Here is a 733-nt window from a genome sequence, read left to right on the forward strand (position 1 = left end):
GTTTCTTCCATCGCATTTGCCATCGCGATACCAAGACCTGCGTACTTCAGCATGTGGTGGTCATTTTCAGCATCACCCATACAGATCACTTCTTCTGGTTGAATTCCTAAGAACTCAGCAATCGCCGCAACTCCGATGCCTTTGTTACTAGCTGGGTTAAGAAACTCTAGGAAGAATGGGGCACTTTGAACAACAGTAAACTCTTCACGCATTTCAGACGGAAGCGCAGCGATGACCTCGGTGAGTTTACTTGGCTCGGCAACCATCATTGCTTTGATGATTGGATGATCATCTTCTAGCGATTCAAAATTCATCTCTGTCACGTCTAAGCCATTAATGTTGGCTTCGATGTCAGTGTATGGGTTGTTCTCATTAGTGATCAAGCCGTGTACTTGGCTGAATGCGTGCACATAAGCACCTAGTTCTTTCGCTTTACGAGCGACTAATTTAGCAGCCTTACCATCAATGATTTGCTGGTGGATAATTTCGTTTGTACCTACGTTTTTAACCATAGAACCATTGTAGAAAAGGACAAAATCTTTATCGGAATGAATATTCAGCTCATCCAATTTTGCCTGCATGCCTTCAAGTGGGCGGCCAGAAGCCAAAACGACAGTAACGCCAGCTTCACGAGCTTTCGCGATAGCGTGTTTGTTTTCTTCTGAAATCGCTTTGTCGCTGTTTAATAACGTGCCGTCCATGTCTAGGGCGATCAGTTTGTACATCTTTACTT

The 733-nt window shown here is 44.2% G+C and carries 1 protein-coding gene; it reads right to left on the reverse strand.

Features of this window, described 5'->3' with window-relative positions; genetic code table 11:
- Nucleotides 1–725 (reverse strand): Cof-type HAD-IIB family hydrolase (locus R8N47_RS24970; RefSeq protein WP_318186077.1); only part of this gene is annotated, 725 nt, incomplete at its 3' end.
- Between the last annotated feature and the right edge of the window lie 8 nt (nucleotides 726–733).

This window comes from Vibrio sp. 2132-1, assembly GCF_033344315.1.